We start from the raw sequence: 6,917 nt of genomic DNA, 5'->3' as shown, positions 1-6,917 counted from the left end.
CTCCTCACAGGGACATAATCAGTATGTCGGAAGATCTCTAAAAGTGAATGGTTCGTTTAAATGGGATACTTACAGATTGACCTGCCCCCAGTATTAGATACAACAGTCAGTTAGTAATGTCGGTTTGTTTACCTTCAAATTTTCCATTTCTCCAGCCTGCTGCAAATTCAGATGGTGTCTGGTGATTAAGCGATGAATGAAGTCTGCACTCGTTATAGTCCTGCCGCCAGCCGTTAATTATTTTCCGGGCATGAAGAATATCTCTGAACCAGTGCTCATTCAGGCATTCATCCCGGAAGCGGCCGTTAAAGCTCTCAATAAATCCGTTCTGCGTTGGCTTCCCCGGCTGGATTAAGCGAAACTCAACACCATGTTCAAAGGCCCATTGAACGAGCGCGAGGCAGGTAAATTCCGGGCCCTGATCGGTTCTTATCGTCGCCGGATAGCCATGAATGAAATAGTGCAATGCTGTCCAGAATGCGTGTCACCTGAACGCCTGTAACCAAAGCGCCCTTATCCAGCATGGCTTCAGCAAGCAGCTTCTTGAGACGGGTGTTCTCCTCTTCAAGCGACTTGAGCCGCTTCACTCGGGACTTCCATGCCGACAAACCTCCTGCGCCAGATGTAAAAGGTGGCGTCTGAAATAGCATGCTTACGGCAAAGCTCCCGGGCAGAAACCCCGGCTTCAGCCTCACGCAGGATACTGATGAGCGGTTTGTCGGAAAGCGCTTCTCCATGGGGATGCCCTCACGTTGCTGATGAAGACATTACTAACATCACGGTGTGTTAATCAACGGGGAGCAGGTCAATTTGCTGAATGGGACGCTGGCGAACGAAGTATTAGATGAACTGGTGTTGCCATTTTCCCACTATCGCGAGCTGTCCTATTACTCACTGAAAAATTTAGCTATCGAGTTGGCGCTGGGTTATTACGCCAGGCAGGATAAAAAATCGTTAACGCTGTATCCGCGCCGTAGGAGATAGAGACGAGAGTCCTATGCTTATAGAAGCTCTATATCTGCGTTTCTTCTTACCCAGTAACGAGAGGTTTTCGTAGTCAGATATAATTGTCACCTTCAATCATGCAGCCTTGAAGCGTTGATTGTGAAGGTTAAACCGCCGGACGGCGGTATCCAATTAGACTATTCCACCCTGGTATATATAGACGATACGCCACAACGTATTAAGTCAGCCCGGACTGTCGGTAATCACCGCCAGTCGAGTGACTCCGGCCTTCTGGATCGCTGCCATGGCTTTGGCCACTCGGCCATACACCACCTGCTCGTCCGCGCGTAGTTGCACTACACGACGTTCATCCTGTTTGTACGCTGCGCCGACCGCAGCGGACAGTGCCTCCAGCGTCATGGGTTGTCGTTCTAGGTAATAGTTACCTTCACGGTCAATATTGACGACTAGCGGTTGTGGCTGGTTCGCAGGTGCAACACTATTAGTGCGCGGCAGCTTGAGGGGAATGGCGTTGGTCAACAGCGGTGCTGTGACGATAAACACCACGAGTAGAACCAGCATGACATCCACCAACGGTGTCACGTTCATTTCGCTTAGTATTTCGTCATCTTGATGGTTCGAAATAGCCATAATTTATCTCCTGTCGCTCAGGTCGCGTGGTTGGAAAAGCGTAGCGCCATCGCTCATATGCCGCCGCTGTCGCTGTTCAGTTTGTGGGAAAACGCTGTTTCCTGCGCGAGGCTGTAAAACTCTTCTGCAAAGGCTTCCATATCTCCGATGGCGAGTTTGAAACGGCGGACGAAATAGTTGTACACCAATACTGCTGGCACCGCGGCGGCAATGCCGATCCCTGTGGCGATAAGAGCGTGTCCGATCGGGCCGGCGACGCTGTCCAGTCCCGCCTCACCGGTTACGCCGATGCGGATCAGCGCTTCCATGATGCCCCACACGGTGCCAAACAGGCCGATGAACGGAGCGGTACTGCCGATGCTAGCGACTATCGCCAGCCCGCTTTCCAGAGAACGGCGTTCGCGTTGAATCTGCTGGCGTAGGCTGCGCCAGGCGCTCACTCCGATTAATCTGCTGCGCCAGCCCGTGCCGACGAGTGGGGATATCGTTACCGCAGACGACGTCGATGCCTACCTGAGCCAGACGCGCCAACGAACCTTGGCTTTGCTGCGCTACATCGCAGCCTTCCGACAGATTGGCCGATTTCCAGAACCAGTGTGCGAACTGTTTGTTCTGGCGGCGGAATCGAGTGAACTGGACGCCCTTGATCAACAGTGTTGCCCAAGTGACCACCGAAAAGAAAATCAATACGCCGAGCACGGCGGGTACCACCATAGTGCTAAGCGGGCTATTCATCAGTCCTTCGCCGAAAAACTCGGTGTTTTGCTGGGAAGGTGCCAGCGTTTGGGCATGAGTAGTCGTATGCGCCGTAGCCGATTGCGCGTCTGTTGTTCCCGGCTGTGTCAGCCCGGCAGGTTGTTGCTGTGATGTCTGAACTGGCGCATTCTCACTCGACGCTGCGCCGGTATCGGAAACCGGAAGTGTTTTCTCTACCATAATGAGACCACCTTGTGTTGATACTAATTATCTGTAAATCGCAAAATACGCTGCATTTATCGCTGGGGCAGCGTGAAGGTAATCGTTTGTTTGGCATAGCCCTGTATCGCCACGCTGCCGCGTTTCGCCGGGATAAATCGCCATTGTTTCACCGTGTTGACAGCTGCCTCGTCCAGATACGTCGAACGACTCGACTGTATGACGGTGACTTCTCCGGCCCGGCCGTTTTCCAGCACCAGTATGCGCAGCGTGACGCTGCCTTCTTGTCTGCGGCGTAAGGCCATGGACGGATAGTCGGGCGGTGCATTGCCCAGACTCTGCATGCCGGAAATAGCGGGTGTGACGCTTTCCTGCTCTGGACTTCCCGTCGGTGTACCCTTGACCGCCTCGCTGCTACCCGTGTTTGCTCCCTGACGTGGAACCGACGAAGCGGACTGTGCCGATGACGCGGTGTGCGTCGCTGCGGGCGGTTTGGGTTTAGGCTTGACGGGTGGCTCCCGTTTGATTACGGGTTTGGGCTTCGGAACAGGCTCGGGGCGCTGCTTGATCTCCGGCGGTTCTTCCGGAGCCGGTTGTACGGTATTTTCATCCATCGCCGCCACCGGAGGTTCCTGAAGTGGCTCGGCTGGGGCCTCCGGTTCAGATGGCATTGGCAGAGAAGACGCGGCCAGATCCACCACGACAGCGTTCTCATCCCCGAGTGAATTCGACTGCTGCGCCAGCGTCGGAGTGACGTCAGGCCGCTGTGCCAGAAGCCAAAATAGCGCGCCATGTAGCAACAGCGCCGTCATGAACAGCACGACAGCCTCTACTCGCGAGATAAACCCCTGCCGATTGTTTGTTTCCAGTGACATCATTGACCTTTAATCACCATTTCTATCACCACCACTCACTCGGTAAGGTAAAAACCAACTGCCATCCCTGGCTGCCCGCTTACGGATCGCCACGTCGTGACGTTACAACGTATTTTTACAGACACGCTGTCGTACTAGCTGGCAACGCCGCTGTTGGTATTGACGACGATCTGCAACGTATTGCCCGGAAAATCTTCCGGGACGAACGGTTCGGCCCGCCCGCCGAGATGACGAGCAAGGAAGACCTCCGTCAGTGCGTTGAAGATCAATCGGTTCGGCTCGCGGCTGAAACCATGGCCCTCATCAGGGAACAGGGCGTAGGTCACGGGGATACCGTGCTCAACCAGCGCCTGCGCCATCAGATCGGATTCGCTCTTCGGCACGCGCGGATCGTTTGCACCCTGGGCAATCAACAGCGGATCGCGGATTGCGCTGGCCGCGTGCAGCGGAGAACGCTCGTACAGTAGCGCACGGCCAGCCTCGGTCTCCGGATTGCCGACGGCGCGGTAGAGCATCTTCCGACCCGATTCCCAATGCGGCGGAATGGCGCGCATCAGCGTTTCCAGATTGGCCGGTCCGACTACGTCGATACCGCAGGCATAGCGGCCTGGACGCTGGGTGAGCGACGACAGCACGGCATAGCCGCCATAGCTGGTGCCGACGATCGCTATGCGCGCCGGATCGGCAAGCCCGTTGGCTACAGCCCAGTCGACAGCATCTTCTACGTCGTCATCCATACGCCGACCCCATTCGCCGTCGCCAGCGTTGAGGAATCGCTTGCCGAAGCCTGTGGAACCGCGAAAGTTGACGTTCAACACGGCATAACCACGGTTGCACAGCCACTGATGGGTGGCGCTGTAACCAAAACCATCGCGCGACCACGGGCCACCGTGTACCAGCACCACCAGCGGTGCGGGCGCACGGGCGCGCAGCATTTCGCCAGAATCCAGCTCGCGCGGCAGACTCAGGTAGCAGACCAGCGGTAGCCCGTCACGCGAAGTGACGGTGAAGGGCTGCATGCGTGCTAAGGGACGTTCGGACAATTCAGGACAGATGTCGAAAAGTTTGGTGAGCGTCTGGGCGGAACGGTCATACAGGTAGGTCGAACCTGGCTGGGTATCGGAGAACGCGTTGACCAGCCAGCGGCTGTCGTCTTCAGTGCGGGCTCCAGGCCACCAGTCTCCGGGTATCTGGGTGTCGAGGAACGCGACGTCGTCGCGCAGGCTATCGTCCAGCAGGTGCCGTTGCGGGCGCTCGTAGTGGACGAAGTAGGCTAGCGGGCGTAGCGTGTCGCGATCTGAAAAAACGCCCCCGATGTCCGCTAAAGGATGTTCGGCCAGCACACGGCGCACCCCGTCATTTTCCAAATCGACTTCGATTAGCGCGGCAGTATCACGATCTCGGCTATCGTATAGGTAGAGATAACGTCCGTGACGATCCAGATGAGAGACTCCGCTGTTGCGTGCGTCTTCTGCGGAGAAATGCTCCCATATTTGCCATTCGCCGGCCGCGTCGCGTTTGAGGATTTCCTGTCCGCCGTCGGCGGCGGTACGCTCGGCGAAACGAGGCTCAAAATTATCATCAGTAATAAAACTGTCCATGTCGCTGTTTTCGAGTACCAGTGTCAGTTCGCCATCGGTTAAATTCAGCGTATACAGATCGGCGAAACGCGGATCGCGTCGGTTCATAGCGATCAGGATCTCGTTACGGCGTTGACGACTCAGCGCGGCGACACCGCTGCGTGTGCCGGGGAACGGCGTCAGGCAGCGGTGCTCCCCACTGGCGACATGCACCGCGTAGATCTGGTAATTCTCGTCGCCGTCCTTGTCCTGCGAATACAGGATATGCGCCGAGTCATAGCTCCAAAAATGTCCCTGCACGCCGCGTTTCTGATCGTGGGTGATCTGGCGGGCCTGAGACGGGGCGTCGGCCGGTGCCGCCCAAACGTTCATCAAACCATGCGGTCCTGCCGCTGCCCAGGACAGCCAGCGACCATCGGGGCTGATATTGGCCCCAGCCTTCTGCGGGTTGCCAAACAGCAGTCGGCGTGGGATCAGCCCCGCGAGTGGCAGCAAACGTGCCAGCAGCGCGCAAGCGCGTTTGGCGCATTCCTCACCGTGCTGGCTATGATAGCGGTTGTAGTCTTTAAGACGGGCTTCTTCAACTGGATAATGTTCGGCCAGCAATTGGAATACGTCGCGTTCTTCCTCTGGATTGGGCGCGATGTAGCTGTCGTACATCTCGCTCAGTAACATTTCCGTTTTTTCATCATCGGCGGACGTCCAGCCAAAATCGTGATTGATGTTTAGCGCTTGCAACGCCAGCCAATGGCGTAGCACTTCCGCTGCTGCCGTGGGGGAACGCAGCGGATCCCAGGCTGCCGCTTCGATCATGCCGCCGATGGCGTGCTGGCGACGCAATGCCAGATCGGCAATGCGTTGATTTTCGGGTAAAAGTGGCAACGCGTCGCTGGCTGCAAGCGTCGCCCGGCGGGCTTTTTTCCATTCGTCGGCCGACACTTCACCACCGTGCGCACGGTGCAGGTGCAACATTCGCACCAGTTCAAAGGCCTGACGCAAGGCGGTATCCAGCGTTTCATTCGCGGTGATTTCGTCCAATAGCGCCGCGATCATGTCGTAGCCGGCGGTGGTGATATCCTCTCCCACGGCGATGGCGCCAAGCAGTACGCGGGTTTCTTCCAGCGCATTCGGCACCTTGAGTGAGTGAGTCGCTGTGTCGAGCAAATAGGCGAACCAGCGCGGCAGTCCTAGTAGGGATTCCCACTGTGACGCATCGGCGCTTTCGATCAAGCAGCCGGCGATGCTTCCCTGCGCACCGTCCCAATGCAAGGACCCCTTAACGACGTTGTGCGCCTCAACATGTGCCGCCAGTCGTTGCAAGGCGGCTGAGTGTACTTGAGGATCGTTCTGGAAGGCGAATAACGTCATATTCACTCCTCTAAATATTTTTCGATAAGGCCTGCCAGACGGCTTTTGCCGATAATACCCAGCACGCGTTCCCGCTCTTCGCCATCTTGAAACAGGATCAGCGTAGGCAGGCTGCGCACCATCAGACGTGCGCTCTGCTCCTTATTATCGTCGGCATTGATTTTGGCGATACGAACCTGCCCCGCATAGTCGGTAGCAAGCTCATCCAGCAAGGGGGACAGCGTTTTGCAGGGGCCGCACCAGGGGGCCCAAAAATCCACCAGCACCAGACCTGGCTGCTGGACGACATCCGCTTCGAATGAAGCGTCAGTGACGATGTTAATATATTGAGACATGATTTCCTTAACGATGCGTAATCAGGACAGGTGTTGTCGGACTTGTTAGCTAATATGCCATAAATGTCGGCAATTACAGGGGAGGGGGCAGTACAGTTAGTGAGATAGTCTGTCTGGCTGTACTGATGTAAAGATGATGACAATTTATGGGTGATGGCGTGAACTTTTTTTGTGGTCTGCCATCCTTGGTGGCCACCCTTACGGGCTGAGGGATCCCCACAAACCCAGTGCTAATAAACCAGCACCAT

Annotated in this window: 7 protein-coding genes and 1 pseudogene; 1 reads left to right on the top strand and 7 read right to left on the bottom strand. The window is 56.2% G+C overall.

The window, feature by feature from the left end:
- Positions 1-106 precede the first annotated feature (106 nt).
- Positions 107-708: pseudogene (locus tag ACKQAD_RS20045) on the bottom strand (integrase core domain-containing protein).
- 75 nt (positions 709-783) lie between these two features.
- Between ACKQAD_RS20045 and ACKQAD_RS20040 the strand changes: the two are divergent.
- Entirely contained in the window at positions 784-984 is a 201-nt protein-coding gene (locus tag ACKQAD_RS20040) for a hypothetical protein (RefSeq protein WP_409161726.1), read from the top strand.
- A gap of 204 nt (positions 985-1,188) precedes the next feature.
- Here ACKQAD_RS20040 and ACKQAD_RS20035 read toward each other — a convergent pair whose 3' ends face one another.
- From ACKQAD_RS20035 to trxA, 6 genes are all read right to left on the bottom strand, one after another.
- Complete coding sequence (locus ACKQAD_RS20035) at positions 1,189-1,596, bottom strand: ExbD/TolR family protein (protein WP_409161725.1); 408 nt, start codon at positions 1,594-1,596, stop codon at positions 1,189-1,191.
- A 53-nt stretch (positions 1,597-1,649) separates the two neighbouring features.
- On the bottom strand, positions 1,650-2,036 hold the full coding sequence (locus tag ACKQAD_RS20030; protein ID WP_409161724.1) for a MotA/TolQ/ExbB proton channel family protein: 387 nt from the start codon (positions 2,034-2,036) through the stop codon (positions 1,650-1,652).
- Positions 1,957-2,532, bottom strand: coding sequence for a MotA/TolQ/ExbB proton channel family protein (locus ACKQAD_RS20025; protein ID WP_409161723.1), 576 nt, complete (start codon positions 2,530-2,532; stop codon positions 1,957-1,959). The genes ACKQAD_RS20030 and ACKQAD_RS20025 overlap by 80 nt, the downstream gene beginning before the upstream one ends.
- 56 nt (positions 2,533-2,588) lie before the next feature.
- Positions 2,589-3,389: an energy transducer TonB gene (locus tag ACKQAD_RS20020; RefSeq protein WP_409161722.1), complete on the bottom strand. Its 801-nt coding sequence runs from the start codon at positions 3,387-3,389 to the stop codon at positions 2,589-2,591.
- A 131-nt stretch (positions 3,390-3,520) separates the two neighbouring features.
- A complete protein-coding gene (locus tag ACKQAD_RS20015) occupies positions 3,521-6,334 on the bottom strand; it encodes a S9 family peptidase (RefSeq protein ID WP_409161721.1) in 2,814 nt (937 codons plus the stop codon).
- 2 nt (positions 6,335-6,336) lie between these two features.
- Entirely contained in the window at positions 6,337-6,669 is a 333-nt protein-coding gene (gene trxA / locus ACKQAD_RS20010; RefSeq protein ID WP_409161720.1) for a thioredoxin, read from the bottom strand.
- Positions 6,670-6,917: the final 248 nt, after the last annotated feature.

The sequence above is a fragment of the Pectobacterium artocarpous genome, assembly GCF_046159765.1.
In the GTDB taxonomy this organism is placed as follows: Bacteria; Pseudomonadota; Gammaproteobacteria; order Enterobacterales; family Enterobacteriaceae; genus Pectobacterium.
This window is presented reverse-complemented; position numbering and strand designations above follow the sequence as displayed.

Coding starts and splice junctions, on each gene's coding strand:
- ACKQAD_RS20025 (WP_409161723.1), bottom strand. CDS start 2,532: ATGGTAGAGAAAACACTTCCGGTTTCCGATACCGGCGCAGCGTCGAGT.
- ACKQAD_RS20015 (WP_409161721.1), bottom strand. CDS start 6,334: ATGACGTTATTCGCCTTCCAGAACGATCCTCAAGTACACTCAGCCGCC.
- trxA (WP_409161720.1), bottom strand. CDS start 6,669: ATGTCTCAATATATTAACATCGTCACTGACGCTTCATTCGAAGCGGAT.
- ACKQAD_RS20020 (WP_409161722.1), bottom strand. CDS start 3,389: ATGATGTCACTGGAAACAAACAATCGGCAGGGGTTTATCTCGCGAGTA.
- ACKQAD_RS20035 (WP_409161725.1), bottom strand. CDS start 1,596: ATGGCTATTTCGAACCATCAAGATGACGAAATACTAAGCGAAATGAAC.